Origin of the sequence: Streptomyces racemochromogenes (genome assembly GCF_039535215.1) — a bacterium.
Taxonomy (GTDB): domain Bacteria; phylum Actinomycetota; class Actinomycetes; order Streptomycetales; family Streptomycetaceae; genus Streptomyces; species Streptomyces racemochromogenes.
On sequence record NZ_BAAAWT010000001.1, the window covers coordinates 5,437,783 to 5,463,375 of the forward strand.

A 25,593-nucleotide genomic window follows, 5' to 3' on the forward strand; every position below is an offset into this window, starting at 1 on the left:
TGATCCGGAGGGCTGCACCACCATGCGCGCCACCGTCATCCACGCCCCGCACGACATCCGCGTGGAGGAGGTGCCCGACGCTGCGATCCAGCGCCCCGAGGACGCCGTCGTCCGCGTCCTGCGCGCCTGCATCTGCGGCAGCGACCTGTGGGCCTACCGCGGCGAGGCCGCCCGCCAGCCGGGCCAGCGGATCGGGCACGAGTTCCTCGGCGTCGTCGAGGAGACCGGCTCCGCCGTCTCGGGCCTCAAGGCGGGGGACCTGGTCGTCGCCCCCTTCATGTGGTCCGACGGCACCTGCGACTACTGCTCCGAGGGCCTGTACACCTCCTGCGTGCACGGCGGCTTCTGGGGCTCGGTCGGCTCCGACGGCGGCCAGGGCGAGGCCGTCCGGGTCCCGCACGCCGACGGCACCCTGGTGAAGCTGCCCGCCGCGGCCGCCTCCGACGACCACCTGCTGACCGGGCTGCTCGCGCTGTCCGACGTCATGGGCACCGGCCACCACGCCGCCCTGGGCGCGGGCGTCCGGGCGGGCTCCACCGTCGCCGTCGTCGGCGACGGCGCGGTCGGGCTGTGCGGGGTCCTCGCGGCCAAGCGGCTCGGCGCCGAGCGGATCATCGCGCTCGGCCGGCACAGCGCCCGCACGGACATCGCCAAGCTCTTCGGGGCCACCGACGTCGTCGCCGAGCGCGGGGAGGCCGCCGAGGCCGCCGTCCGCGAGCTGACCCGGGGCCAGGGCGCGCACGCCGTCATCGAGGCCGTCGGCACCGAGCAGTCCATGCGGACCGCCGTGAACATCACCCGCGACGGCGGGGCCATCGGCTACGTCGGCGTACCGCACGGCAGCGGCACCGGCCTCGACCTCGGCGTGATGTTCGACCGGAACATCACCCTGCGCGGCGGCGTGGCCCCGGTCCGGGCCTACATTCCGGAGCTGCTGGAGGACGTGCTGAGCGGCGCGATCGACCCGGCCCCCGTCTTCGACCGGGCCGTCCGCCTGGACGAGGTCCCGGACGGCTACCGCGCGATGGACGACCGCAGCGCGCTGAAGGTCCTGATCAAGCCCTGACCGGGCGGCGCACGCGCGAGGGCCGGGCGGGGGAGCACCCCGCCCGGCCCTCGGGCGTTCACGCGTGCGGTACGGCCGTGGCTGCTACTGGACGGCCTTGAGCGCGTCCACCACGCCCGAGCCGTAGTACGCCGTCTGGCCCCACTTGGCGGTGCAGGTGGTGGCGTTGACGAGGTTGCCGGTGGCGTCGTAGATCTTCTCCGGGCAGGCGACCTTCGTGGCCTGGGCCTTCAGCATGGCCTGGAGCTGCGAGGGCGTGGCGTTCGGGTGGGCGCTCTTGAGGAGCGCCGCGACGCCCGCGACGTGCGGGCCGGCCATCGAGGTGCCCTGCTTGTAGCCGTAGCCGCCGCCCGGGACGGTCGACAGCACGCGGCCGTTGGCGTCCGGGGTGGCCGGGACCTGCCACTTGTCGCCGCCGGGGGCCGCGACGTCGACGACGCCCAGGCCGTAGCTGGAGTAGTACGACTTGAGGCCCTTGTCGCCCGTCGCGCTCACCGTGACCACGCCCGGCAGCTGGGTGGGCAGGTCCAGGCAGACCTTCGGGTCGATGGTGCGCGGCACCGGGGTGCTGTCGTTCGGGCTGGTGGTGTCCTCGATCGAGTCCGCCGCCAGGTCGTGGTTGGAGTTGCCGGCCGAGGCCACGCTGAGGACGCCCTTGCGCTCGGCGTACTTGGTGGCCCGGGTGAGGGCCTCCACCAGCGCCTTCTGGTCGTCGTCGTTCTTGCAGGTGTAGTTCCACGGGTCGACGTAGTAGCTGTTGTTGGTCACCTCGATCCCCTTCTCGGCGGCGAACATGAAGCCGCAGACGACCGCCTCGGTGTAGAAGAGGCTGGTCCCGGGCTCGCTCACCTTGATGCCGGCGACCTTCGAGCCCGGCGCGACACCGCTGACGCCGATCCCGTTGCGGGCGGCGGCTATGGTGCCGGCGACGTGGGTGCCGTGGTCGCTGCCGTTGGGGTACGGGCGCCACGCCCCGTCGGTGGTGTCGGCGACACCGCCGACACAGTTGGCCGACTGCTCCTTGGAGAAGTTGGGGGCCAAGTCGGGGTGAGTGTCGTCGACACCCGTGTCGATGACGCCCACGGTGACGTCGGGGCTGCCATCGTTGATCTTGTGCGCCGCGTCGGCCTTGATAGCCCGCAGGTCCCACTGGTTGGACTCCAGGGGCTCCTGGCCCGGCTCGGCCTGCGCCGCCGCCTTCGCGGCGTCGGCCGCGCTCAGCGTCTGGGTCGTGCCCTCCTCGGTGGTCTGCACCGCCTTCAGGGCGGTCGTGCGGGTGGCGCCGACCGACGCGAACAGGCCGCGCTGCGCCCGCAGCTGCTTGGCGAAGTCCGGGTTCTCGGAGTGCGCGACGATGACTCCGATCTGCTCGTGTGCGACCACGACCGTCCCACCGGCCCGCTCGATGGCCTTCTTCGCCGCCGTCGCCGTGGCGTACACGTTCAGGTTCGCCACGTAGGACAGCTTCGGGCCGGTGGCGGCGGGCTTCGCGGCCGTCACCGAGTCCGCCGTGTTGCCCAGCGGGGCGGCCGAGGCCGCCACCGAGGGCAGGAAGGCGAGCGAGGCAGTGAGCGCCAGGCCGACCGGTACGGCGAGGGCTCGCCGGCGGCCGTGTCCCAGATGAGCCATGGGTTCTCCACATCATCCGTGAAAAAGCCGTCCGCACGCGGTCGCGTCGGACGGGTTCATGACACGCGAACCTAGCGCTGACGTTCCCGTTTGCGCCATCAGTTCGAGAAAGAAGTTCTCAAAGAATCAGCGGGTGTTGAACCGTCCCGACACGCCGGCCGTGCCGTTGACAGGGGGGATCAGCACCACCGTCCCCCCACACGGAGGTTGTTTTGTCCGTCGTCCCCACCGCACCCGCGTCACAAGGAGAACCCCCCGTGACCACCGAAGCAGCGCCGCCGCCGGGCGGCGCGGGACCGGCCCCGGCACTCCCGTCGGCCGAAGAGTTCACGCGCGTCCAGCAGAGCCCCGAATTCGCCGAACTGCGCGGTTCCTACCGGTCCTTCGCCTTCCCGCTCACCGTGGCCTTCATCGCCTGGTACCTGCTCTACGTCCTGCTGTCCAGCTACGCGGGCGGCTTCATGGGGACCAAGCTCTTCGGCAACATCAACGTCGCCCTGGTCCTCGGCGTCGCCCAGTTCCTGACGACCTTCCTGATCGCCTGGCTCTACTCGCGGCACGCCGCCGCCGAGCTCGACCCCAAGGCCGCGGCCATCAAGAAGCGCATGGAGGCCGGAGCATGACCCCGAGCGCCCACACCCTCCCCGGCCTGACGTCCGCCGCCGGGGCGAGCGAGCACCGCCCGCTGATCATCACCCTCTTCGGGCTCTTCGTCGTCGCCACCCTCGTCATCACCGTCTGGGCCGGCCGCCAGACCAAGGACGCCGCCGACTTCTACGCAGGCGGCCGCCAGTTCACCGGCTTCCAGAACGGCCTCGCCATCTCCGGCGACTACATGTCCGCCGCGTCCTTCCTCGGCATCGCCGGAGCCATCGCCCTGTTCGGCTACGACGGCTTCCTCTACTCCATCGGCTTCCTCGTCGCCTGGCTGGTGGCCCTGCTGCTGGTCGCCGAGCCGCTGCGCAACTCCGGCCGCTACACGATGGGCGACGTCCTCGCCTACCGGATGCGCCAGCGGCCCGTCCGCACCGCCGCCGGCACCTCCACCATCGTGGTCTCGATCTTCTACCTGCTCGCCCAGATGGCCGGCGCCGGCGTGCTCGTCTCGCTGCTCCTCGGCATCACCAGCGACGGCGGGAAGGTCGCCGTCGTCGCCCTGGTCGGCCTGCTGATGATCGTCTACGTCACGATCGGCGGGATGAAGGGCACCACCTGGGTCCAGATGGTCAAGGCCGTCCTGCTCATCGCCGGCGCCCTGCTGATCACCTTCCTGGTGCTGCTGAAGTTCGACTTCAACATCTCCGCCCTGCTGGGCCAGGCCGCGGAGAACAGCGGCCAGGGCACCAAGTTCCTCGAACCCGGGCTCAAGTACGGCAAGGACGGGCTCACCAAGCTCGACTTCATCTCCCTCGGCCTCGCCCTGGTCCTCGGCACCGCCGGCCTGCCGCACATCCTGATCCGCTTCTACACCGTCCCCACGGCCAAGGCCGCCCGTAAGTCCGTGAACTGGGCCATCGGCATCATCGGCGCCTTCTACCTGATGACCATCGCCCTCGGCTTCGGCGCCGCGGCCCTGCTCAAGCGCGCCGACATCCTGGCCTCCAACAAGGCCGGCAACACCGCCGCACCGCTCCTCGCCCAGGAGATCGGCGGCGGACCGGACTCCACCGGCGGCGCCGTCCTGCTCGCGGTGATCTCGGCGGTGGCCTTCGCCACCATCCTCGCCGTGGTCGCGGGCCTGACCCTGGCCTCCTCCTCTTCCTTCGCGCACGACATCTACGTGAACGTCATCCGCAAGGGAGAGGCCACCGAGAAGGAGGAGGTGCGCGCCGCCCGCTGGTCCACCGTGGTCATCGGCGCCGTCGCCATCTTCCTCGGGGCCCTCGCCCGCGACATGAACGTGGCCGGCCTGGTCGCCCTCGCCTTCGCGGTCGCCGCCTCCGCGAACCTCCCGACGATCCTCTACAGCCTCTTCTGGAAGCGCTTCACCACCCAGGGCGCGCTGTGGTCGATCTACGGCGGGCTGATCGCGGCGGTCGGGCTCGTCCTCTTCTCGCCCGTCGTCTCCGGCAAGCCCACCTCGATGTTCAAGGACGCCGACTTCTACTGGTTCCCGCTGGAGAACCCGGGGATCATCTCCATCCCCCTCGGCTTCCTCCTGGGGTGGCTGGGGACGGTCCTGTCGAAGGAAGAGGCCGACCCGCAGAAGTTCGCCGAGCTGGAGGTGCGCTCCCTCACTGGCACCGGAGCCCACTGAGGGCGCCTCGGCAGGGGCTCCCCGAAGCCGTACGAACACCGTGCGTGGCCGCGTCGTACTTCCCTACGACGCGGCCGCGTTACGTATCGTTCATTCGGGCATCCCTGTGCGACACACCGGTCGCGTACGCTCGAACTGACGAAACCTCTAGATCCGGACAGGGGAGGGGGCCCACAGTGCTTCTCGACACGTACGGCCGCGTGGCCACTGACCTGCGCGTCTCACTCACCGACCGGTGCAACCTGCGGTGTACCTACTGCATGCCCGAGGAGGGCCTGCAGTGGCTGGGAAAGTCCGATCTGCTGAGTGACGACGAGATCGTCCGGCTGATCCGCATCGCCGTGACCAGCCTCGGTGTCACCGAGGTCCGCTTCACCGGCGGGGAGCCGCTGCTGCGGCCCGGCCTGGTCGGCATCGTGGAGCAGTGCGCGGCCCTGGAGCCCCGCCCCAGGATGTCGCTGACCACCAACGGCATCGGCCTCAAGCGCACCGCCCAGGCCCTCAAGGCCGCCGGCCTGGACAGGGTGAACGTTTCCCTCGACACCCTGCGGCCCGAGGTCTTCAAGACCCTCACCCGCCGCGACCGCCACCACGACGTGATCGACGGCATGGCCGCCGCCCGCGAGGCCGGCCTCACCCCCGTCAAGGTCAACGCCGTCCTGATGCCGGGCCTGAACGACGACGAGGCGCCCGACCTGCTCGCCTGGGCCGTGGAGAACGAGTACGAACTCCGCTTCATCGAGCAGATGCCCCTGGACGCCCAGCACGGCTGGAAGCGCGAGGGCATGATCACCGCCGGGGACATCCTGGCCTCCCTGCGCACCCGCTTCACCCTCACCGAGGAAGGCGCCGAGGAGCGCGGCTCGGCCCCGGCCGAGCGCTGGCTGGTCGACGGCGGCCCGGCCACCGTCGGCGTCATCGCCTCCGTCACCCGCCCCTTCTGCGGAGCCTGCGACCGCACCCGGCTCACGGCCGACGGCCAGGTGCGTACGTGCCTGTTCGCCACCGAGGAGTCGGACCTGCGCTCCGCGCTGCGCTCGGGCGCCCCGGACGAGGAGATCGCCCGCCTGTGGAAGGTGGCGATGTGGGGCAAGAAGGCCGGGTCCGGACTCGACGACCCGTCCTTCCTGCAGCCCGACCGCCCCATGTCGGCGATCGGCGGCTGACACCCCGGGTGCCCCGGGCCGCGGTCACGGGCGCTCGGAGCCTTCGGGCTGGACCCACTCCTCCAGCCTCACGACGTCCTTGAGGAAACCGCGGACCCCCAGGAACTGGGAGAGGTGTTCGCGGTGTTCCGCGCACGCCAGCCAGGTCTTGCGCCGCTCCGGCGTGTGCAGTTTCGGGTTGTTCCACGCCAGGACCCAGACGGCCGCGTCGCGGCAGCCCTTGGCGGAGCAGGTGGGGGTTTCGGGAGAAGTCACGGCCCCAACCCTACAAACGGAAGGGCGACGCCGGGCAGCCACGGGGGGAGCTGCCCGGCGTCGGTCCGTCGCTCCGACGGGGGATGCGGAGCGCGTAGGCAGTATGTCACGCACGACCCCGTGGGGTGCACCGGAACTTCATGATTGATCTGAGCTTTTATTGAGGTTTCCCGCGTCCAGTGCCGGGCGCACAGGGGCGGGGATGAAGTTCGACGGCAGATTGGGCGTCGACTCGCGCCCCGCGTTGGCGATGACGACGGCGATGTACGGCAGCAGCAGGCCGGCGGCAAGCGTCACCACGGCCACATGGCGCTCCACGTTCCACAGGACCACCGTGGCGACCACCGACAGGGTCCGGATCCCCATCGAGATGACGTACCGGCGCTGGCGCCCCCGTACGTCCTCGGCGAGGCCCATCCGGGCCCCCGTGATCCGGAAGACCTCGGCTCCGTTCCGCTTCGTCCGCTGCATGCTCCACCGCCCGATCAGCCCGCCGGACACTCCCGGTCCGGACCACTCCACGGTACGCCGCGCCCGCCGGGGCGAGGAGAGGGGGTGTCCCCCGAACGGGAGTGTCCGAAATGCGCTGTACGCCTGATGGGCCGAGACTGGGCCCACATGCGCACAACGCGCCACGAGGAGGCTCGACATGCAATGGTTGTGGGCGATCATCGTCGGTTTCGTGCTGGGCCTCATAGCCCGGGCCATCCTGCCGGGCAAGCAACACCAGCCGCTGTGGCTGACCACCCTCTTCGGCATCGTCGGCGCCATCCTCGGCAACGCGGTCGCGCACTGGGTCGGCGTCGAGGACACCAAGGGCATCGACTGGCTCCGGCACCTCTTCCAGCTCATCGGGGCCGTGGTCATCGTCGGCCTCGGCGACATGGTCTACATGGCCCTGCGGGGCGGCAGACGCCACACGGTCTGACCCGGGCACGGCGAAAGGGGCCGACGCGGACGGTGAAGTCCGCGCCGGCCCCTTCGCCGTGCTCCGTACGCGTCAGGCGCCGGTGACCTCCACCGCGGCCAGGTTCTTCTTGCCGCGGCGCAGCACCAGCCAGCGCCCGTGCAGCAGGTCCTCCGGCGCGGGGACCGCGTCCTCGGCGGTGACCTTCACGTTGTTCACGTAGGCACCGCCCTCCTTCACGGTCCGGCGGCCCGCGGACTTGCTGGCGACCAGGCCGGTCTCCGCGAACAGGTCCACGACCTGCGCGAGCTCGGTGACGCGGGCGTGCGGCAGCTCGGAGAGGGCCGCGGCCAGCGTGGCCTCGTCCAGCTCCGCCAGCTCGCCCTGGCCGAACAGCGCCTTCGACGCGGCGATCACGGCGGCGCACTGGTCCGCGCCGTGCACCAGCGTGGTCAGCTCCTCCGCCAGCGCGCGCTGGGCGGCCCGCATCTGCGGACGCTCCGCGGTCTGCGCCTCCAGCTCCTCCAGCTCCTCACGGGACCTGAAGGACAGGATCCGCATGTAGGTGGAGATGTCCCGGTCGTCCACGTTCAGCCAGAACTGGTAGAACGCGTACGGGGTGGTCATCTCCGGGTCCAGCCACACGGCGCCGCTCTCGGACTTGCCGAACTTGGTGCCGTCCGCCTTGACCATCAGCGGGGTCGCCATCGCGTGCACGTGCGCCCCCGGCTCGACCCGGTGGATCAGGTCGAGGCCCGCCGTCAGGTTGCCCCACTGGTCGGAGCCGCCCTGCTGGAGGGTGCAGCCGTAGCGGCGGTACAGCTCCAGGAAGTCCATGCCCTGGAGCAGCTGGTAGCTGAACTCCGTGTAGCTGATGCCCTGCTCGGAGTCCAGCCGCTTGGCGACCGAGTCCTTCGTCAGCATCTTGTTGACGCGGAAGTGCTTGCCGATGTCCCGCAGGAACTCGATGGCGGACAGCCCCGCCGTCCAGTCCAGGTTGTTCACCATGACCGCCGCGTTCTCGCCCTCGAAGGACAGGAACGGCTCGATCTGCGTGCGCAGCCGGTTCACCCAGTTCGCGACCGTCTCCGGGTCGTTCAGGGTGCGCTCCGCCGTCGGACGCGGGTCGCCGATCTGGCCGGTTGCCCCGCCGACCAGCGCCAGCGGCCGGTGGCCGGCCTGCTGGAGCCGGCGCACGGTGAGCACCTGCACGAGGTGTCCCACGTGCAGCGAGGCCGCGGTCGGGTCGAAGCCGCAATAGAACGTGACGGGACCGTCCGCGAAGGCCTTGCGCAGCGCTTCTTCGTCCGTGGACTGGGCGAACAGCCCGCGCCACTTCAGTTCGTCGACGATGTCCGTCACGGTCTCTCGACTCCTTACGAATTGTGGAAATGCCGAGCTCAGTCTAGGTGGATCAGACGCCCTTGCTGACCGAACTCATGTTGAAGTCCGGGATGCGGACGGGCGGCATCGCGGCCCGCGTGAACCAGTCGCCCCACTCGCGCGGAAGGGTCTTCTCGGTACGCCCCGCCTCCGAGGCCCGCGACAGCAGGTCCACCGGCGACTCGTTGAACCGGAAGTTGTTCACCTCGCCCGTGACCTGCCCGTTCTCCACCAGGTAGACCCCGTCCCGGGTCAGGCCGGTGAGCAGCAGCGTGGCCGGGTCCACCTCGCGGATGTACCACAGGCAGGTCAGCAGCAGACCCCGCTCGGTGCCCGCCACCATCTCGTCCAGGGACTTCTCGCCGCCCCCGTCCAGGATCAGGTTCCCGAACGCCGGCGCGAGCGGCAGCCCGGTCAGCGCCGCGGTGTGCCGGGTCGTGGTCAGCCGGGCCAGCTCGCCCTCCTTGATCCACTCCGTCGCCGGGACCGGCAGGCCGTTGTCGAAGACCGACGCGTCGTCGCCCGAGCTGTGCGCGATCACGAACGGCGAGGACTCCAGGCCCGGCGCGTTCGGGTCGCTGCGCAGGGTCAGCGGCAGCCGCGACAGCCGTTCCCCGATGCGGGTGCCGCCGCCGGGCTTGGAGAAGACCGTCCGGCCTTCCGTCGCGTCCCGGGCCGTCGCCGACCACATCTGGTAGATCAGCAGGTCGGCCACCGCGGTCGGCGGCAGCAGGGTCTCGTACCGGCCCGCCGGCAGCTCGACCTTCCGCTCGGCCCAGCCCAGGCGCACGGCCAGCTCCGCGTCCAGGGCCGTGGGGTCCACGTCCTTGAAGTCCCGGGTGGCCCGGCCGGCCCAGGCCGAACGCAGCCGGTCGGGCGACTTGGCGTTGAGTTCCAGGGTGCCGTTGGGCTGGTCGTGGCGCAGCCGCAGCCCCGTCGAGGTGCCGACGTACGTCGAGGTCAGCTCGTGGTTCGCGAAGCCGTACAGCTCGCGGCCGCCCGCCCGGGCCCGGGCGAAGGCCTCGCCGAGGGCGGGGGCGAAGTCCGCGAACACCGCCGAGGAGGTCTCGTCCGGCGCGTCGGTGAAGTCCGGGGAGGCCGGGGTGCCGGTCACCAGCGGCTGGGCGTCCTCGGCGGGGCCGCCCGCCCGCGCGGCCGCCTCGGCGGCCCGGACCAGGGGCTCCAGGTCGGCGGCGGTGACGGCGGAGCGCGAGACGACCCCCGAGGCCGTGCCCTGAGCGCCGTCGACCGTGGCGATGACCGTCAGCGTCCGGCCGCGGGTCACGCCGTTGGTGGTGAGCGCGTTCCCGGCCCAGCGCAGGTTGGCGCTGGACTCCTCGTCCGCGATGACGACGCAGCCGTCGGCGGTGGACAGCTCCAGGGCCCGCTCGACGATCTCGTGGGGCTTCGTGCGGTTCGGCGACATCAGCGTCCGGCCTCCTGGGTGGTGTTCAAGATGTTCACGTCGCGGAACAGGGCCGACGGGCAGCCGTGCGAGACCGCCGCGACCTGTCCCGGCTGGGCCTTGCCGCAGTTGAAGGCCCCGCCCAGGACGTAGGTCTGCGGCCCGCCGACCTTCTCCATGGAGCCCCAGAACTCGGTGGTCGTGGCCTGGTACGCGACGTCGCGCAGCTGTCCGGCCAGCCTGCCGTTCTCGATCCGGAAGAAGCGCTGCCCGGTGAACTGGAAGTTGTAGCGCTGCATGTCGATCGACCAGGACCGGTCGCCGACCACGTAGATCCCGCGCTCCACCCCGCCGATCAGGTCCTGCGTGGAGAGCCCGCCCGGATCCGGCTGGAGCGAGACGTTCGCCATCCGCTGCACGGGCACGTGCCCGGGGGAGTCGGCGTACGCGCAGCCGTTGGAGCGGCCGAGCCCGGTCAGCCGGGCGATCCGCCGGTCGGTCTGGTAGCCGGCCAGGGTGCCGTCCTTGACCAGGTCCCAGCTCTGCGCCTCGACGCCCTCGTCGTCGTAGCCGATGGTGGCCAGGCCGTGTTCGGCGGTGCGGTCACCGGTCACGTTCATGATCGAGGAGCCGTACTTGAGCTTGCCGAGCTGGTCGAAGGTGGCGAAGGAGGTCCCCGCGTACGCGGCCTCGTAGCCCAGCGCCCGGTCGAGCTCGGTGGCGTGGCCGATGGACTCGTGGATGGTGAGCCACAGGTTGGACGGGTCCACGACCAGGTCGTAGCGCCCGGCCCGCACGCCGGGGGCCCGCATCTTCTCGGCGAGCAGCGCCGGGATCTGCTCCAGCTCGGCGTCCCAGTCCCAGCCGGTGCCGGTCAGGTACTCCCAGCCGCGCCCGGTGGGCGGGGCGATGGTGCGCATCGAGTCGAACTCGCCGGTGGTCCCGTTGACGGCGACCGCGGTGAGCTGGGGGTGGACGCGCACCCGCTGCTGGGTGGTCGAGGTGCCCGCGGTGTCGGCGTAGAACTTGTTCTCGTGGACGGCGAGCAGCGACGCGTCCACGTGCGCCACGCCCTCGGCCGCCAGCAGCCGCGCGCTCCAGTCGGCGAGCAGCGCCGACTTCTCGGCGTCCGGCACCTCGAAGGGGTCGACGTCGTAGGCGGAGATCCAGGTCCTGTCGGCGTGCACCGGCTCCTCGGCCAGCTCCACCCGCTCGTCCGAACCGGCCGCCTTGATCACCTGGGCGGACAGCTTCGCCATGGCCACGGCCTGCGAGGCCACCCGGGCGGCGCCGTCCATGGTCAGGTCCACGCCGGAGGCGAAGCCCCAGCTGCCGCCGTGCACCACCCGGACCGCGTAACCGAGGTCGGTGGTGTCGGAGCCGCCGGAGGGCTTGGCGTCGCGCAGCCGCCAGGAGGCGCTGCGGATCCGCTCCAGCCGGAAGTCGGCATGGTCGGCGCCCAGCGCGCGGGCCCGGGCGAGTGCCGCGTCGGCGAGCGCCCGCAGGGGCAGCGCGGTGAAAGCCGCGTCGATGGAATGGGCCACGGAAGTCCTCCCGGGGTCGGGGCCGGTCGCCCCGATCATGTCGCGCCCGGGGCGGCTGTGCCTACATCTTTCTGTAGGGACTCGACAGAGCGGATCGCGAGGCCCTGTCGGAGCCCGATTCTCCGGATTACCGGCGCGGCCTATAGGTTTTTGCTCATCAGACCGCTAGCGAAAGGGTGATCCGTTGAGCCGCTCGGTTCTCGTCACCGGAGGAAACCGGGGCATCGGCCTCGCCATCGCCCGAGCCTTCGCAGAGGCCGGCGACAAGGTCGCCATCACGTACCGCTCGGGCGAGCCCCCGCAGGAGCTCACCTCGCTCGGTGTGCTGGCGGTGCGCTGTGACATCACCGACTCCGAGCAGGTGGAGCAGGCCTACAAGGAGATCGAGGAGAAGCACGGCAACGTCGAGGTGCTGGTGGCCAACGCCGGCATCACCAAGGACACGCTGCTGATGCGGATGTCGGAGGAGGACTTCGCGTCCGTCGTCGACACCAACCTCACCGGCACCTTCCGCGTGGTCAAGCGCGCGAACCGCGGCATGCTCCGCGCCAAGAAGGGCCGCGTCGTCCTGATCTCCTCGGTCGTGGGCCTGCTGGGCTCGGCCGGCCAGGCCAACTACGCCGCCTCCAAGGCCGCGCTGGTGGGCTTCGCCCGCTCGCTCGCCCGTGAGCTGGGCTCCCGCAACATCACCTTCAACGTGGTCGCCCCGGCTTCGTGGACACCGACATGACGAAGGTGCTCACCGACGAGCAGCGTGCGGGCATCGTGGCGAGCGTGCCGCTCGCCCGCTACGCGCAGCCCGAGGAGATCGCGGCAGCCGTCAGCTTCCTGGCGTCCGACGACGCCGCGTACATCACCGGAGCCGTCATTCCCGTTGACGGCGGATTGGGCATGGGTCACTGATCACCATGAGCGGAATTCTCGAGGGCAAGCGCATCCTCATCACGGGTGTGCTGATGGAGTCCTCCATCGCTTTCCACACCGCCCGGCTGGCCCAGGAGCAGGGCGCCGAGGTCATCCTCACCGCGTGGCCGCGGCCGTCGCTGACCGAGCGCATCGCCAAGAAGCTGCCCAAGCCGGTCAAGGTGATCGAGCTCGACGTCACCAACGACGAGCACCTCGCCCGCCTGGAGGGCCTCGTCCGCGACGAGCTCGGCGGCCTCGACGGCGTCGTGCACTCCATCGGCTTCGCCCCGCAGGACGCCCTCGGCGGCAACTTCCTGAACACCCCGTTCGAGTCGGTCGCCACCGCCATGCACGTCTCGGCGTTCTCGCTGAAGTCGCTGACCATGGCCTGCAAGCCGCTCTTCCCGGCGGAGGGCGCGGCCGTCGTCGGCCTGACCTTCGACGCGCAGTTCGCCTGGCCGCAGTACGACTGGATGGGCCCGGCCAAGGCCGCCCTGGAGGCCACCAGCCGCTACCTGGCCCGCGACCTGGGCAAGGAGAACATCCGCTGCAACCTGGTCTCGGCCGGCCCGCTCGGCTCGATGGCCGCGAAGTCCATCCCGGGCTTCTCCGACCTGGCGGACACCTGGAACCACCGCTCCATGCTGGAGTGGGACATGAGCGACCCGGAGCCCACGGGCCGCGGTGTCGTCGCGCTGCTCTCGGACTGGTTCCCGAAGACCACCGGCGAGATCGTCCACGTGGACGGCGGCCTGCACGCGATGGGTGCCTGATCCCAGGACCGCCCTCCCGTACCGCGGCGATGGCCGCGCCCTCCTCCCGGAGGGCGCGGCCATCGCCGTTTTCCGTCGTGTTCGACCGGATGTCCGAGCCCGGGGTGGATCCACCCGAGTCGAAAACCGGGACAGATACCTGCAAAATGACCATGCCGGGATCTTCCCGGTGTGTCCGGGGAGGAGGTACGGGTGCGCGCGAGGCCGAGCCGAGCGGTATCGCTGCTGGTCACCTCAGTGTTCCTGACCGGCCTCCTGGGCCCCGGAGCCCTCGCCCAACCCGGCGTACGGGAACCCGCCCCCGGCCCCGAAGCGGCCGGCCGGGCCGTCGTGCACCTCGACGACATCCCCGCCGAGCCACCCGTACGGCCCGCGCGGCCCCCCGTCCTGGAGCTGTTCGGCGCCGACTGCGACACGCGGATCACCGGCTCCACGGTGGTCGCGTCCTGCCACAACGGCTACCCCGAGACCGACCTGCTCCGCCTGCACGTCGAGTGCGAGCGCTGGTGGGACGTCGACGCGGACGCCGCTCTCGTCCCCCTGGACCCGGCCGGCCGCACCCGGCTCACCGGCCGCTGCTGGAAGGAGGTCCGCACGGCCTGGGTGAGCCACCAGCGCACCCCCGAAGGCCCGTAGGCCGCGCCCTTAGGACCGGGCCCGGGTCGGGCCGGGATCAGGCCGGGGCCTTGCCCAGGCAGACGAAGGGGTAGCCCGCGGCCTCCGCCGCGGCCGTGTCCCCGTCCCCGCGCCGGATCGCCTCGATCAGCCGGGCGTGGTCCAGGTGGTCCGCAGGGTTCAGCTCGGTGCCGACGTCCGTCCGCAGCCAGTCCGCGACCAGATCGCCGAGGTCCGCGTACAGCTCGATCAGCACGTCGTTGTGCGAGGCCGTCACCACCGCCATGTGCAGGCTCACGTCCGCCGCCACGAACAGCTCCGCGTCCCCGCTCGCCCACGCCTCCTCGCGCCGCGCCAGCAGCGCGTCCAGCTGGACGAGGTCCCGGCCGGTCCGCCGCTCCGCCGCCAGCCGGGCCGCCGAGGACTCCAGCGTCGAGCGCAGCTCCGCGATGTGCCGCGGGTCGGCCCCGGCGAAGCGCCGGTGCATCACCCCGGCCAGCTCGCTGGTGGCGAGCACGTACGTACCCGAACCCTGGCGGATGTCCAGGAGCCCGTTGTGCGCGAGGGCCCGGACCGCCTCCCGCACGGTGTTGCGTGCGACGCCCAGCAGCTCCACCAGCTCGGGCTCGGTGGGGATCCGGCTCCCGACCGGCCACTCGCCGGAGGTGATCTGGTTCCTCAGCTGGGCGATCACCTGGTCGACGAGCGCGGATCGCCGGGGCGAGGTCAGCGGCATGGCGGGTGGAATCCCCTCGGGGTCGGCCGGAGCGGCGACGGACGGAGCCGTGCGGAACGGTTCCGGACTGGACAACCAATCATCCCATGATTCTATGATGGCTGGATGCACGACGAAGACATCCAGACCATGAACCGCCCCGCGGTCGCGAACGGCGCCTCCACCGCCCTGCCCGCACCCGCCGACGCCGCCCCGCGGTGGCTGGGCCCGGTGCTCGTCGTCGGAATCGTGCTGGCCGCCCTCAACCTGCGGCCCGCCATCACCAGCCTCGGAGCCCTCTTCGAAGAGGCCCGCACCGGCCTCCACATGAGCGGCGCCGTCGCCGGGCTCATCACCTCGGTCCCCGCCCTCTGCTTCGCCGTCTTCGGCGTCACCGCCCCCCGGCTCTCGCGCCGCTTCGGCCCGGCCGCCGTCGTCTGCGCCGGCATGGCCGCCGTCGCCGCCGGCCTGCTGATCCGCCCCTTCACCCACGCCGCCGCCGGGTTCCTCGCCGCCAGCGCCCTGTCCCTGGCCGGCATAGCCCTGACCAACGTGCTGCTCCCGGTGATCGTCAAGCGCTACTTCCCGGACCGGGTCGGCACCATGACCGGCCTCTACTCCATGGCCCTGGCCGCCGGCACCTCCCTCGCCGCCGCCGCGACCGTCCCCCTCACCGGCGCCCTCGGCGGCAGCTGGCGCACCGGCCTGCTGATCTGGGCCGTCCTCGCCGTCGCCGCCGTACTGCCCTGGCTGCCGATCGCCGCCGCGGGCCGCCGCGAGAAGGCCGCCGCCCCCGCCGCCGCGGCCGGGGCCACCGGCCCCTCCGTCGTCCGCAGCCGCACCGCCTGGGCCCTGGCCTGCTACTTCGGCCTCCAGGCCACCGGCGCCTACGTCACCATGGGCTGGCTCCCGCAGATCTTCCGCGACGCGGGCGTCTCGGCCTCCACCGCCGGAGTCCTGCTCGCCGTCACCATGGTCATGGGCGTCCCCCTGGCCTTCGTCATCCCCGGCCTCGCCGGACGGATGCGCAACCAGGGCGCCATCGCCGCCGTCCTCGGCCTCTTCGGCCTCGCCGGCTACCTCGGGCTCTACCTCGCCCCCGCCGCCGGAGCCTGGGCCTGGGCCCTGCTGCTCGGGATCTCCAACTGCGCCTTCCCCCTCGTCATCACCATGATCGGGCTGCGCGCCAAGTCCCCGGCCGGGGTCGTCAAGCTCTCCGCCTTCGCCCAGAGCACCGGATACCTCATCTCCATCCCCGGACCCCTGGTCATCGGCACCCTCTACCAGCACAGCGGCGGCTGGGACATCCCGCTGGCCCTGATGGCGGCCCTCCTCGTCCCCCAGATCGCCCTCGGCGTCCTCGCCGGCCGGGACCGCACGATCGAGGACGAATGCGGCATGGGAGACTGAACGGCATGTCGCCCGTACTCGAACCCAACCCCCCAAACGGCCACAAGAAGCTCGGCCTCGTGCTCGGCGCGATGCTGCTGGTGACCATCGTCATCGCGGTCGTCGCGACCGTCGCCTCCCCCTGACACCACGGCCCGGGGGAGGGTGGGGATAACCCCACCACCCCCTAGGGGGCCAGGTTCAGGGTCGCCTGGGGTGTGCCCCGGATGGGAACCCGCCCTTCGGATCCATAGATTCGAAGGAGAGCGAGCCCGTCCCACCCGCACACCCACGGAGGCGGCCATGTCGGCCCCCGCGCACCTTCCCGCCCCCCGCACCACCGCCCCCGACACCCGGCTGCACTGGTGGACGCTGGCCCTGCCCGCGCTCGCCTTCGGCCTCCTCCTGCTCCTCCTCGCCGGCTCCGGCCAGGCGCACGCCGCCACCGACGGGGGCTCCGCCCTCGTCCAGGTCACCCACCAGCTGCTGCGCGCCGTCGGCTGAGCCGCGTGCGCCGGGCACGCCCCACCGGGGCGCGGAGGCCCTCCAACACCCTGCGCCCGGTGGCTCGTTTCGTGCGAAGCTGGGGGCCATGAGCGCCGACACACCCCGCAGGATCGCCCTCCTCCGGCACGCCAAGGCCGACTGGCCGCAGGTGTCCGACCACGAACGCCCGCTGGCGGAACGCGGCCGCAAGGACGCGCCCGCCGTCGGACTGAAGCTGGCCGAAACCGGCATCCCCTTCGACCTGGCCCTCTGCTCCACCGCCGCCCGCACCCGCGAGACCTGGAAGCTCGCCGTCCAGGAGCTCCCGTCCCGGCCGAAGACCTCGTACGAGGAGCGGATCTACGAGGCGTCGCCCGGCGAGCTCATCGCCCTGCTGAACGAGACCCCCGACGAGGTGTCCGACCTCCTCGTCATCGGCCACAACCCCGGCATGCACGCCCTCGCCGACGTCCTGTCCGGACGCTCCGAGGGCGACGCCCTGGCCCGGATGACCCGTACGGGCTTCCCGACCGCCGCGCTGGCCATCGTCTCCTTCACCGGCACCTGGAAGTCCCTCGAACCGGGCGCCTGCACCCTGCTGGACTACTGGACGCCCAAAGAGCACTGAGCCCGCCACGACGCGCGCCCGGCCGGAAGGACCCGGCCGGGCGCGGTACGTGCGTACGTCCGTACGGGGTCAGGCCAGGTCGGCCGCTTCCACTTCCTCCCGCGTGACGCCGAGCAGGTACAGCACGGCGTCCAGGAAGGGGACGTTCACGGCGGTGTGCGCGGCCTCGCGGACCACCGGCTTGGCGTTGAAGGCCACACCCAGCCCGGCCGCGTTCAGCATGTCCAGGTCGTTGGCGCCGTCACCGATCGCCACCGTCTGCGACAGCGGCACCCCGGCCTCCCCGGCGAAACGGCGCAGCAGCCGGGCCTTGCCCGCCCGGTCCACGATCTCCCCGGTGACCCTGCCGGTCAGCTTCCCGTCGACGATCTCCAGGGTGTTCGCCGAGGCGAAGTCCAGCCCCAGCCGCTCCCGCAGGTCATCCGTGACCTGCGTGAACCCGCCGGAGACCACGCCCACCTGGTAGCCCAGCGTCTTCAGCGTCCGGATCAGGGTCCGCGCGCCCGGCGTCAGCCGCACCTCGGAACGGACCTTGTCCACCACCGACACGTCCAGCCCCGCCAGCAGCGCCACCCGGGCGTGCAGGGACTGCTCGAAGTCCAGCTCGCCGCGCATGGCCCGCTCGGTCACCTCGGCGACCTCGGCCTCGCAGCCGGCGTGCGCGGCGAAGAGCTCGATGACCTCGTCCTGGATCAGGGTCGAGTCCACGTCCATGACCACCAGCCGCTGCGCCCGGCGGTGCAGCCCGGCCGAGACCACGGCCACGTCCACCCCGATCTGCGCGGCGGTGGTGGCCAGTGCCGTGCGCAGCGGCTCGGTCTCGACGCCGGAGACGGCGAACTCGACCGCCGTCACCGGGTACTTGGCGAGCCGGAAGATGCGGTCGATGTTTCCGCCGGTCGCGGTGATCCGGGCGGCGATGGTGGCGGTGGACTCGGCGGTGAGCGGGTGCCCGAGGACCGTGACGTGGGAGCGGCCGCTGCCGCGCGGCCGGTTGTCACCGGTACCCGAGATGATCTCCGCCTGCAGTCTGAGCGACTCGGCCCAGCTGTGCACGGTGGCGCGCAGCTCGCCCTCGGAGCCGGCGGCGGGCTTGGTGACGAGGGCGCACAGGACGATGCGGCCGCGGGTGACGACCTGCTCGATGTCGACGACATCGACGGAGTAGGCGGCGAGGGTGTCGAACAGCCCGGCGGTGATCCCGGGACGGTCCTTGCCGAAGATCTTGACGAGGAGGGTGGGGACGTCGGAGGTCTGCGAAGCGCTCATGGTGCCCACACCGTATCTTCCCGCCCGCCTCCCCCGGATCCCCGTCCCATGTTCTGAACGCGTCGCCCCCCCCACGCCGGCCCGCCTCGGAGGAAGGCGTGCGCGCCGTGCGAGAACCCTGTGAAGGATCGCCCGGGCGAGAAGTCCCGTATCGCACTCTCCGGGTGCCTTTCACCCCCGCCGGCGGCCGCCCACGGCCGCCCGCGGAAGGCCCCGATTCCACATGTGGCCGCAGGCCTGAAATAGTTCCACCGGATGTTCGCCATCCCTAGACTCCCTGACGTCGTTCTCCCTGGACGCCAGGGGGATTCTCGGGGGACCTTAAGTGGGGCTGGAGTGCCGGAACTCGTACTGGAATTGAACGGAAGGACCTGGACGCTCGATCCGTCCAGGTCGTACTCGCTGGGGCGCGATCCCCAGGGAGACGTGGTGATCGATGACGCCAGGGTGTCGTGGCGGCACGCCACCATCAGCTGGAACGGCCGGGGTTGGGCCCTTGAGGACCACGGCAGCACCAACGGCACCTACGTGCACGGCGCGCGGGTCCAGCAGACGGAACTCGTGCCCGGCACGCCGGTGCACCTGGGCAACGCCACCGACGGCCCGCGGCTGAATCCGAGCGCCGCCCAGGCGCAGCAGCCGGCCTATCAGGCCCCGGCGCAGCAGCAGGCGTACCAGGCCCAGGCCCAGGGCCAAGCCCCGGCCCAGCAGCAGCCGCAGCAGCAGCCCGCCTGGGACCAGCAGCCGCAGCAGCAGCAGTACGTGCCGCAGCAGCAGGGCGGCGGCGCCGGTGGCGGCATTCCCGCGCAGCAGGGGGCCGCGGCCCCCGGGTACGCCGGGGACCACCGCAGCCCGACGACGTTCCACCAGATCGCCGTCGGCCGCGTCATGCGCATCGGCCGCGCCCTGGAGAACGAGCTCGTCGTCTCCGACCTCCAGGTCTCGCGCCACCACGCGGAGTTCCGCTCCACCGGCGGCCGCTTCGAGATCCACGACCTCGGCAGCCACAACGGCACCTACGTCAACGGCCAGCCGCTGCCCAAGTCCGGCACCGCGCTCCTCGGCCCGAACGACATCGTCGGCGTCGGCCACTCGACGTTCAAGATCGTCGGCGACCGGCTCGAGGAGTTCGTCGACACCGGTGAGGTCTCCTTCTCGGCCCGCCACCTCACGGTCACCGTCGACGGCGGCAAGCAGATCCTCAAGGACGTCACCTTCGGCGTCCCGGAGAAGTCGCTCATCGGCGTCATCGGCCCCTCCGGCTCCGGCAAGTCGACGCTCCTGAAGGCGCTCACCGGCTACCGGCCCGCCGACCAGGGCGACGTCCTCTACGACAACCGCAACCTGTACAAGCAGTTCGCGGAGCTCCGCCAGCGCATCGGCCTGGTCCCGCAGGACGACATCCTGCACAAGGAGCTGAAGGTCTCGACCGCCCTGAAGTACGCGGCCAAGCTCCGCTTCCCGGGCGACACCGCCGAGTCCGAGCGCGCCGCCCGCGTCGACGAGGTGCTGCGCGAGCTCAAGCTCGACATCCACAAGGACAAGAAGATCACCTCGCTCTCGGGTGGTCAGCGCAAGCGCGTGTCCGTGGCCCTGGAGCTGCTCACCAAGCCGTCGCTGATCTTCCTGGACGAGCCCACCTCCGGCCTCGACCCGGGCATGGACCGCGACGTCATGCAGCTGCTGCGCACCCTCGCCAACGACGGCCGCACGGTCCTCGTCGTCACCCACTCCGTGGCGGAGCTGGGGCTGTGCGACAAGCTGCTCGTCATGGCCCCGGGCGGGTCCGTCGCCTACTTCGGCCCGCCGGACGAGGCGCTGAACTTCTTCGGCTACACCACCTGGGCCGACGTGTTCTCCGCCTTCGAGAACTACCGCGAATACGACTGGGCCGGCCGCTGGAAGGGCTCGCAGCACTACCAGCTGTACGCCGCCGACCTCGACGCGGTCGCCCCGCAGCAGGTCGCGATGGCCCCGCAGCAGATGATCCCGCCGAAGCCGCAGGGCTGGGGATCGCAGCTGTGGACGCTGATGCGCCGCTACGTCTCGGTGATCGCCTCCGACGTCGGCTTCCTCGCCCTGATGGTGCTGATGCCCGCCGTCCTGGGCGTGGTGTCCATCGTGATCCCCGCGAAGTTCGGCCTCGCCCCGCCGACCCCGCCGTCGCGCTTCAACGGCGACGCGGGCACGATCATGCTGATCCTCGCGGTCGGCATGTGCTTCTCGGGAGCGGCCAACTCGGTCCGCGAGCTGATCAAGGAACGGGTCATCTACGAGCGGGAGCGCGCGACCGGCCTGTCCCGGTCCGCGTACCTCATGTCGAAGGTGATCGTCCTCGGCGTGATCACCGCCCTCCAGGGCGTGATCATCTGCGCCATCGCCTTCACCCCGCGCAAGCTGCCCGCCGAGGGCCTCTTCATGAACCCGGCCGTCGAACTCTGCATCTCGGTCACCGCGCTCGGCTTCACCGCCATGATGTTCGGCCTCGTCATCTCCTCGCTGGTGAAGACCGCCGAGAAGACCATGCCGCTGCTCGTCATGTTCGCCATCGTCCAGGTCGTCTTCACCGGCATCCTGTTCCAGCTGTACGACAAGATCGGCCTGGAGCAGTTCGCCTACCTGATGCCGTCCCGCTGGGCCATCGGCGCCGCCGGCACCACCCTGAACCTGGGCAAGCTCATGGCGCCCTGGGACCCGCAGAACCCCACCAACACCGACCCGCTGTGGGACCACACCGCCGGCCAGTGGTTCCTGGACGTCTTCGTCCTGCTGGCGCTCGGTGTGATCTGCGGCTTCGCCGTGGCGCGCCTGCTGCGCCGCCACGAGCCCGAGGTCATGCGCAAGTAGCGGGCGGGTCCGCCAGGACCGCGCACGCGCACGAACGCCTCAGGGCGGCCCCCGGAAGTCCGGGGGCCGCCCTGAGGCGCATGGGGGGCGTGCGGTGCCTAGTAGGCGCTGTTCACGTTGTCCATCGAGCCGTAGCGGTCGGCGGCGTAGTTGCACGCGGCGACGATGTTCGCGACCGGGTCGTACAGGTCGAACTTGGTGCCCTTGACGTGGTACGTGTTGAAGGTCGGCTGGATGACCTGGAGCAGGCCCTTCGACGGGATGCCGTTCTTCGCGTTGATGTCCCACAGGTTGATCGCGCGGGGGTTGCCGCTCGACTCGCGCATGATGTTGCGGTGGATGCCGGAGTAGCTGCCCGGAATGCCCTCGCGCTTCATGATGAAGAGCGCTTCCTTGATCCAGCCGTCGAGGTTGTTCGCGAAGACCGGCGTACGGGCCGCGGAACGGCTGGCGGCTTCCTTGGCCTCGCGGTCCTTCTTCGCCTGCGCCTCGGCCGCGGCCTTCGCCGCGTCCTTGGCCTTCTGGTCGGCGACGGCCTGCTGCGCGCCGACGTGCTTCTGCACGGACTCGGTCCAGGCGACCGGAGCGGCCTCGAACGTCTGGGCCTGAGCGGTCTCGGTACCGGCGGGGACGAGGGAGAAGGCGAGGGCGGCGGCACCGAGGGTGGCGACACCGGCGATCGACAGCTTGTGTGCCTTCGTCAGACGATAGTGACCGGGAGTGCTGGAAGCAGACATGCGGGGCAACCTCTTCGAATAGCCGGGGCCGCAGGAAAGCGCCGCTCGGATCCGGGATCCGCGGCGCTGTGCGACGGCAGCCATTCTTAGCGGCGGCAAAATCGCCTGGCAAAGGTGTGACGTACGATCCCCGTTAGTGGATCAGGGCCTCCCGCCGACGCGGGATTTCCACCCCCGCCGCTAGGCACAGCAGCACTCACGGAGTCTTTATCCGTCCACTACGCGGCTTCGTAAGTGACGTGCGTCCTATGCCGGGGCTCACACCGGCCGGGCGGCTGCCTCACCCTGAGTTGCGACCGCAATTCAATGCGTGAGCGAACTCCGCCTTACGGACGAGGCGAGCGTCCGCCCCCTCATACCCAGGGCAGAGGAGCGGCCCCCGGACCCCCTCCCGAAGCCGTACGCCCCGGGACGCGGGACCTACGTCCGACGCCCGATCCCGCAGGTCAGGGCCGCCGGTACGGTGACCCCATGCACAACGGACCCGCTACCGGAGGACTGGCGGCCGTCAGCACCGCGCTGCTCGCCATGAGCCGGCGGCTGGAGGTCCACGACGTCCTGCGCACGATCGTCGCCTCCGCCCGCGAACTGCTCGACGCCGAGTACGCCGCCCTCGGCGTCCCGGACGACCACGGGGGCTTCGCCCAGTTCGTCGTGGACGGCATCAGCGAGGAGCAGTGGCGCCGCATCGGCCCGCTGCCCCGCCAGCACGGCATCCTCGCCGCCATGCTCCACGAGGAGACCCCCGAGCGGCTCGCCGACGTGCGCGACGACCCGCGCTTCGGGGGCTGGCCCGCCGCCCACCCCGAGATGTCCGGCTTCCTCGGCCTGCCCATCAGGGACGGGGAGGAGAACCTCGGCGCCCTCTTCCTCGCCAACAAGAACGGCCCCGGCGGCTTCACCGACGAGGACGAGGCGCTCCTGTCCCTCCTCGCCCAGCACGCGGCCATAGCCCTCACCAACGCCCGCCTCTACGAGCGCAGCCGCGAGCTGACCATCGCCGAGGAGCGCTCCAGGCTCGCCCACGAGCTGCACGACGCCGTCAGCCAGAAGCTGTTCTCCCTGCGCCTGACCGCCCAGGCCGCAGCCGCCCTCGTCGACCGCGACCCGGCCCGGGCCAAGGGGGAGCTCCAGCAGGTCGCCGCGCTCGCCGCCGAGGCCGCCGACGAGCTCCGCGCCGCCGTGACCGAGCTGCGGCCCGCCGCCCTGGACGAGGACGGCCTCGTCCACACCCTGCGCGACCACGTCCGCGTACTCGACCGCGCCCACACCGCGCGCGTCACCTTCACCTGTGACGGCGTACGGGCCCTGCCCGCCGCCCAGGAGGAGGCACTGCTGCGGGTCGCCCAGGAGGCCCTCCACAACGCCCTGCGGCACTCCGGCGCGGACCGCGTCGAGGTCACCCTGGCCCGCACCCCCGCGGGCGGCGCCGTCCTGCGCGTACGGGACTGGGGCCGGGGCTTCTCCCCTTCCACCGTCCGCACGGCCGGCCGCCACCTCGGGCTCGTCTCCATGCGCGACCGGGCCGGCGGCGCCGGAGGACGGCTGGAGGTCCGCTCGGAGCCCGGTGAGGGCACCACGATCGAGATGGAGGTCCCCGGTGGCTGACACCCCCGGCCGCGGCCGGATCCGCGTCCTGCTCGTCGACGACCACCAGGTGGTCCGCCGCGGCCTGCGCACCTTCCTGGAGGTACAGGAGGACATCGAGGTGGTCGGAGAGGCCGCCGACGGGGCGGAGGGCACCGCCCGCGCCGAGGAACTGCGGCCCGACGTGATCCTCATGGACGTCAAGATGCCCGGCACCGACGGCATCGAGGCCCTGCGGCGGCTGCGCGACCTGGAGAACCCGGCCCGGGTCCTGATCGTCACCAGCTTCACCGAACAGCGGACCGTCGTCCCCGCACTGCGGGCCGGCGCCGCCGGATACCTCTACAAGGACATCGACCCCGACGCCCTGGCCGGAGCCATCCGCTCCGTGCACGCGGGACACGTCCTGCTCCAGCCGGAGGTCGCCGAGGCCCTGCTGGCCGCCCAGGACGACCAGAGCGGCCCCGGCGGCCGCCCCGGCTCGCTGACCGACCGCGAACGCGAGGTCCTCGGCCTCATCGCCGACGGCCGCTCCAACCGGGAGATCGCCAGGACGCTCGTGCTGTCCGAGAAGACGGTCAAGACGCACGTCTCGAACATCCTGATGAAGCTGGACCTCTCCGACCGCACCCAGGCCGCGCTGTGGGCCGTACGGCACGGCATCGCGGAGTGACGGGCCGATCCGAATAGTGGGCCGATCCGAGTAATGGGCCGATCCGAGATTCATACGGTCGGGTGTATGTAGCCCACATGGCGTATCCCGGGCCGGAGGACGCCGTTCTCCATGGCGTGCCGCGACGGCTGGTCGCGGCAGACGTACTGGAGGACGAGAACGTGAAGAACTTCAAGAAGGCCGCAGCCGTCACCATGATCGCGGGCGGCCTCGTCGCCGCCGGCGCCGGTGTCTCCTCGGCGCACGGCGGTGCGTCCGCGGAGGGCGAGGCCCTGAACTCGCCCGGCGTGGCCTCCGGGAACCTGCTCCAGGTCCCCGTGCACGTCCCCGTGAACGTGGTCGGCAACACCGTCAGCGTGATCGGCCTGCTCAACGGCGCCTGGGGCAACACCGGCGTCAACGCCTGACCCCCGGCCCCAGAAAACGGCCCCGCTTCCACCTCTCCCCGGGAAGCGGGGCCGCGGCACATCCGCACCCGGACGGCTAGAGCGCCTCCACCGCCGAGTTGTACGCCGCCACCAGCGCCCGCCGGGCGACCCGCTCCACCGGCCGCAGCGCCTCCGCCCGCGCCGCCATCTCCGAGGCCGCCACCGCGCCCCCGTGCCCGCGCTCGTACGCCAGCGACACCATCAGGTCCACCCGCTGCGCCAGCGCCAGCACCCGCACCGCCCGCGCCGGGTACCCGGGCGCCAGCGCGTCCCGCCCCGCCTCCGCCCGCGCCCGGTACGCAGACAGCGCCGCCTGGGCCACCGGCCCCGACGCCGCCACGTCCAGCCGGGTCAGCACCACCGTCGCCTCCCGCAGCGCCTCGGCCAGCTCCCGCTCCGCCTCGCCCAGCGACGGCACGTCCGCCGGCGGGGCCTCCCGCACCGCCAGGCAGTGCCACACCACCGAGACGTGCACGTCACCCGCCGGGCCCGCCTCCGTGACCTCCGGCACCAGCCCCAGCGCGGCCCCCGCGCACACCACCGCCTCCTCGGCCTCCAGCGCCCGCGCGTTGAACTCCGGCGGCCCGCTCAGCCCCAGCGGATGCCCCGCCACCGGCAGCGCCACCCGCAGCCCGGTCACCCCCAGCGCCCGCAGCCGCCCCAGCGCCAGCGTGAGCCCCACCGGCCCCGCCTCACCCGGCAGCCCGGCGACCCGGTGCACGGCGTCCTCGCCCACGATCGACAGCGCCGCCTCGTCGGGCGAGACCAGACCTGCCAGCAGAGCGTTCCCCCAGGCGGCCAACCGCCCTGAACGTGGTTCGAAAAGCATCCCCCCACTCTACGGATCCGCCCCCCGACCCGGCCTGGCGCCCGGAGCCCGCTCGGAGTGGCGTAGGTTTTCCCCTGGGGCCGCGCCTACAGGCGCGCA

Annotated in this window: 25 protein-coding genes and 1 pseudogene; 16 read left to right on the forward strand and 10 right to left on the reverse strand. The window is 71.6% G+C overall.

Going from position 1 to position 25,593, the window contains the following annotated elements; translation table 11 throughout:
- Positions 1-22: 22 nt before the first annotated feature.
- On the forward strand, positions 23-1,066 hold the full coding sequence (locus ABD973_RS25010) for a zinc-dependent alcohol dehydrogenase family protein (RefSeq protein WP_125595351.1): 1,044 nt from the start codon (positions 23-25) through the stop codon (positions 1,064-1,066).
- Between the two features lie 84 nt (positions 1,067-1,150).
- Here ABD973_RS25010 and ABD973_RS25015 read toward each other — a convergent pair whose 3' ends face one another.
- Complete coding sequence (locus ABD973_RS25015) at positions 1,151-2,695, reverse strand: S8 family peptidase (RefSeq protein ID WP_125595350.1); 1,545 nt, start codon at positions 2,693-2,695, stop codon at positions 1,151-1,153.
- A gap of 257 nt (positions 2,696-2,952) precedes the next feature.
- On the opposite strand from ABD973_RS25015, the gene ABD973_RS25020 reads away from it, so the two are divergent.
- From ABD973_RS25020 to moaA, 3 genes are all read left to right on the forward strand, one after another.
- On the forward strand, positions 2,953-3,318 hold the full coding sequence (locus ABD973_RS25020) for a DUF485 domain-containing protein (RefSeq protein ID WP_125595349.1): 366 nt from the start codon (positions 2,953-2,955) through the stop codon (positions 3,316-3,318).
- Positions 3,315-4,952 carry a solute symporter family protein gene (locus tag ABD973_RS25025; protein WP_125595348.1) on the forward strand — a complete coding sequence of 546 codons (1,638 nt, stop codon included), beginning with the start codon at positions 3,315-3,317 and terminating at the stop codon, positions 4,950-4,952. The genes ABD973_RS25020 and ABD973_RS25025 overlap by 4 nt, the downstream gene beginning before the upstream one ends.
- Positions 4,953-5,128: 176 nt before the next feature.
- Positions 5,129-6,118 (forward strand): GTP 3',8-cyclase MoaA, encoded by a 990-nt coding sequence (moaA, locus tag ABD973_RS25030; protein ID WP_221890416.1) that lies wholly within the window; start codon positions 5,129-5,131, stop codon positions 6,116-6,118.
- 24 nt (positions 6,119-6,142) lie between these two features.
- Here the strand turns inward: moaA and ABD973_RS25035 are convergent, their stop codons facing one another.
- Together ABD973_RS25035 and ABD973_RS25040 are read right to left on the reverse strand one after the other, a co-directional pair.
- A complete protein-coding gene (locus ABD973_RS25035) occupies positions 6,143-6,373 on the reverse strand; it encodes a hypothetical protein (RefSeq protein ID WP_125595347.1) in 231 nt (76 codons plus the stop codon).
- 138 nt (positions 6,374-6,511) lie between these two features.
- On the reverse strand, positions 6,512-6,844 hold the full coding sequence (locus ABD973_RS25040) for a DUF3099 domain-containing protein (protein WP_185899364.1): 333 nt from the start codon (positions 6,842-6,844) through the stop codon (positions 6,512-6,514).
- Between the two features lie 178 nt (positions 6,845-7,022).
- Here ABD973_RS25040 and ABD973_RS25045 point away from each other — a divergent pair, with 178 nt between their 5' ends.
- The gene (locus ABD973_RS25045; protein WP_125595346.1) at positions 7,023-7,301 is read left to right on the forward strand and encodes a GlsB/YeaQ/YmgE family stress response membrane protein; all 279 of its coding nucleotides are present in this window, start codon (positions 7,023-7,025) and stop codon (positions 7,299-7,301) included.
- Positions 7,302-7,373: 72 nt separating this feature from the next.
- On the opposite strand, the gene tyrS is transcribed toward ABD973_RS25045, so the two are convergent.
- From tyrS to ABD973_RS25060, 3 genes are read right to left on the reverse strand one after another with little or no spacing between them, the layout of a single operon-like run.
- On the reverse strand, positions 7,374-8,642 hold the full coding sequence (gene tyrS, locus ABD973_RS25050) for a tyrosine--tRNA ligase (protein WP_125820707.1): 1,269 nt from the start codon (positions 8,640-8,642) through the stop codon (positions 7,374-7,376).
- 52 nt (positions 8,643-8,694) lie between these two features.
- Complete coding sequence (locus ABD973_RS25055) at positions 8,695-10,089, reverse strand: metallopeptidase TldD-related protein (RefSeq protein ID WP_125595344.1); 1,395 nt, start codon at positions 10,087-10,089, stop codon at positions 8,695-8,697.
- Positions 10,089-11,612 (reverse strand): TldD/PmbA family protein, encoded by a 1,524-nt coding sequence (locus ABD973_RS25060; RefSeq protein ID WP_125595343.1) that lies wholly within the window; start codon positions 11,610-11,612, stop codon positions 10,089-10,091. The genes ABD973_RS25055 and ABD973_RS25060 overlap by 1 nt, the downstream gene beginning before the upstream one ends.
- Before the next feature lie 184 nt (positions 11,613-11,796).
- Here ABD973_RS25060 and fabG point away from each other — a divergent pair.
- The 3 genes and pseudogenes from fabG (at position 11,797) to ABD973_RS25075 (ending at position 13,927) form a co-directional block, all read left to right on the forward strand.
- Positions 11,797-12,515: pseudogene (gene fabG, locus ABD973_RS25065) on the forward strand (3-oxoacyl-[acyl-carrier-protein] reductase).
- A 5-nt stretch (positions 12,516-12,520) separates the two neighbouring features.
- Positions 12,521-13,291, forward strand: coding sequence for an enoyl-ACP reductase FabI (fabI, locus tag ABD973_RS25070; protein ID WP_007263356.1), 771 nt, complete (start codon positions 12,521-12,523; stop codon positions 13,289-13,291).
- A gap of 192 nt (positions 13,292-13,483) precedes the next feature.
- Complete coding sequence (locus ABD973_RS25075) at positions 13,484-13,927, forward strand: hypothetical protein (protein WP_125595341.1); 444 nt, start codon at positions 13,484-13,486, stop codon at positions 13,925-13,927.
- A 37-nt stretch (positions 13,928-13,964) separates the two neighbouring features.
- Here ABD973_RS25075 and ABD973_RS25080 read toward each other — a convergent pair whose 3' ends face one another.
- Entirely contained in the window at positions 13,965-14,642 is a 678-nt protein-coding gene (locus tag ABD973_RS25080) for a FadR/GntR family transcriptional regulator (RefSeq protein WP_125823929.1), read from the reverse strand.
- Between the two features lie 105 nt (positions 14,643-14,747).
- On the opposite strand from ABD973_RS25080, the gene ABD973_RS25085 reads away from it, so the two are divergent.
- From ABD973_RS25085 to ABD973_RS25100, 4 genes are all read left to right on the forward strand, one after another.
- Positions 14,748-16,031 carry a CynX/NimT family MFS transporter gene (locus ABD973_RS25085; protein WP_125820706.1) on the forward strand — a complete coding sequence of 428 codons (1,284 nt, stop codon included), beginning with the start codon at positions 14,748-14,750 and terminating at the stop codon, positions 16,029-16,031.
- A gap of 5 nt (positions 16,032-16,036) precedes the next feature.
- Positions 16,037-16,156 carry an SGM_5486 family transporter-associated protein gene (locus ABD973_RS25090; RefSeq protein ID WP_260614628.1) on the forward strand — a complete coding sequence of 40 codons (120 nt, stop codon included), beginning with the start codon at positions 16,037-16,039 and terminating at the stop codon, positions 16,154-16,156.
- Positions 16,157-16,313: 157 nt separating this feature from the next.
- Positions 16,314-16,514: a hypothetical protein gene (locus tag ABD973_RS25095; RefSeq protein WP_125820705.1), complete on the forward strand. Its 201-nt coding sequence runs from the start codon at positions 16,314-16,316 to the stop codon at positions 16,512-16,514.
- Between the two features lie 88 nt (positions 16,515-16,602).
- Positions 16,603-17,124: a SixA phosphatase family protein gene (locus tag ABD973_RS25100; RefSeq protein WP_125820704.1), complete on the forward strand. Its 522-nt coding sequence runs from the start codon at positions 16,603-16,605 to the stop codon at positions 17,122-17,124.
- 69 nt (positions 17,125-17,193) lie between these two features.
- Here the strand turns inward: ABD973_RS25100 and serB are convergent, their stop codons facing one another.
- On the reverse strand, positions 17,194-18,393 hold the full coding sequence (gene serB, locus ABD973_RS25105; RefSeq protein WP_125605625.1) for a phosphoserine phosphatase SerB: 1,200 nt from the start codon (positions 18,391-18,393) through the stop codon (positions 17,194-17,196).
- Between the two features lie 336 nt (positions 18,394-18,729).
- Between serB and ABD973_RS25110 the strand changes: the two genes are divergently transcribed.
- Positions 18,730-21,240 (forward strand): ABC transporter ATP-binding protein/permease, encoded by a 2,511-nt coding sequence (locus ABD973_RS25110; RefSeq protein ID WP_345502219.1) that lies wholly within the window; start codon positions 18,730-18,732, stop codon positions 21,238-21,240.
- A 98-nt stretch (positions 21,241-21,338) separates the two neighbouring features.
- Here the strand turns inward: ABD973_RS25110 and ABD973_RS25115 are convergent, their stop codons facing one another.
- The gene (locus ABD973_RS25115; RefSeq protein ID WP_125820702.1) at positions 21,339-21,977 is read right to left on the reverse strand and encodes a transglycosylase SLT domain-containing protein; all 639 of its coding nucleotides are present in this window, start codon (positions 21,975-21,977) and stop codon (positions 21,339-21,341) included.
- 471 nt (positions 21,978-22,448) lie between these two features.
- On the opposite strand from ABD973_RS25115, the gene ABD973_RS25120 reads away from it, so the two are divergent.
- From ABD973_RS25120 to ABD973_RS25130, 3 genes are all read left to right on the forward strand, one after another.
- Positions 22,449-23,585 (forward strand): GAF domain-containing sensor histidine kinase, encoded by a 1,137-nt coding sequence (locus ABD973_RS25120; RefSeq protein WP_125601071.1) that lies wholly within the window; start codon positions 22,449-22,451, stop codon positions 23,583-23,585.
- Positions 23,578-24,237, forward strand: a complete 660-nt coding sequence (locus ABD973_RS25125; RefSeq protein ID WP_007263346.1) for a response regulator — start codon at positions 23,578-23,580, stop codon at positions 24,235-24,237. Before ABD973_RS25120 ends, ABD973_RS25125 begins: the two co-directional genes overlap by 8 nt.
- 161 nt (positions 24,238-24,398) lie before the next feature.
- Positions 24,399-24,644, forward strand: coding sequence for a chaplin (locus tag ABD973_RS25130; RefSeq protein ID WP_042803098.1), 246 nt, complete (start codon positions 24,399-24,401; stop codon positions 24,642-24,644).
- Positions 24,645-24,720: 76 nt separating this feature from the next.
- On the opposite strand, the gene ABD973_RS25135 is transcribed toward ABD973_RS25130, so the two are convergent.
- Positions 24,721-25,494: a hypothetical protein gene (locus tag ABD973_RS25135; protein ID WP_125820701.1), complete on the reverse strand. Its 774-nt coding sequence runs from the start codon at positions 25,492-25,494 to the stop codon at positions 24,721-24,723.
- Positions 25,495-25,593: the final 99 nt, after the last annotated feature.